We start from the raw sequence: 338 nt of genomic DNA, 5'->3' as shown, positions 1-338 counted from the left end.
CCGACACACGCAACAAGCCGATCATGGCGTCGGTGATCGACCCGAACCCGTACTCGCGGGCGAGGTGCCGGTCGGAGAATTCGACGATCTGCCGATCACCTTGGACGGTGACCCGGGTGATCAACTGTTCGGTGGATTGGGCGACGGTGACCAGGTCGTCGTTGGACAGCCCAGTCAAATCATCCGACGCCAGCGCATCAACCAAGCGGTGAGCGAGGGCGAGTTTCTGGGCGGTCGACAACCCCGACACGTCCGGCAGTGCGGTATCGACCATGATTGTCACCCCCCCGGCGATAGCGAACACGTGTTTGTGTGTTGTTGTGTTCGAGTGTATGCCG

1 pseudogene is annotated in these 338 nt (G+C 61.2%); it reads right to left on the bottom strand.

Going from position 1 to position 338, the window contains the following annotated elements:
• Positions 1 to 274: pseudogene (locus tag P3L18_RS28230) on the bottom strand (HNH endonuclease); the annotation flags it as partial.
• Positions 275 to 338 lie beyond the last annotated feature (64 nt).

Origin of the sequence: Gordonia sp. N1V, from assembly GCF_029269935.1 — a bacterium.
Taxonomy (GTDB): Bacteria; Actinomycetota; Actinomycetes; order Mycobacteriales; family Mycobacteriaceae; genus Gordonia; species Gordonia polyisoprenivorans.
The sequence above is the reverse complement of the archived record's forward strand: the minus strand, read 5'-3'. Positions and strand labels throughout refer to the sequence as shown.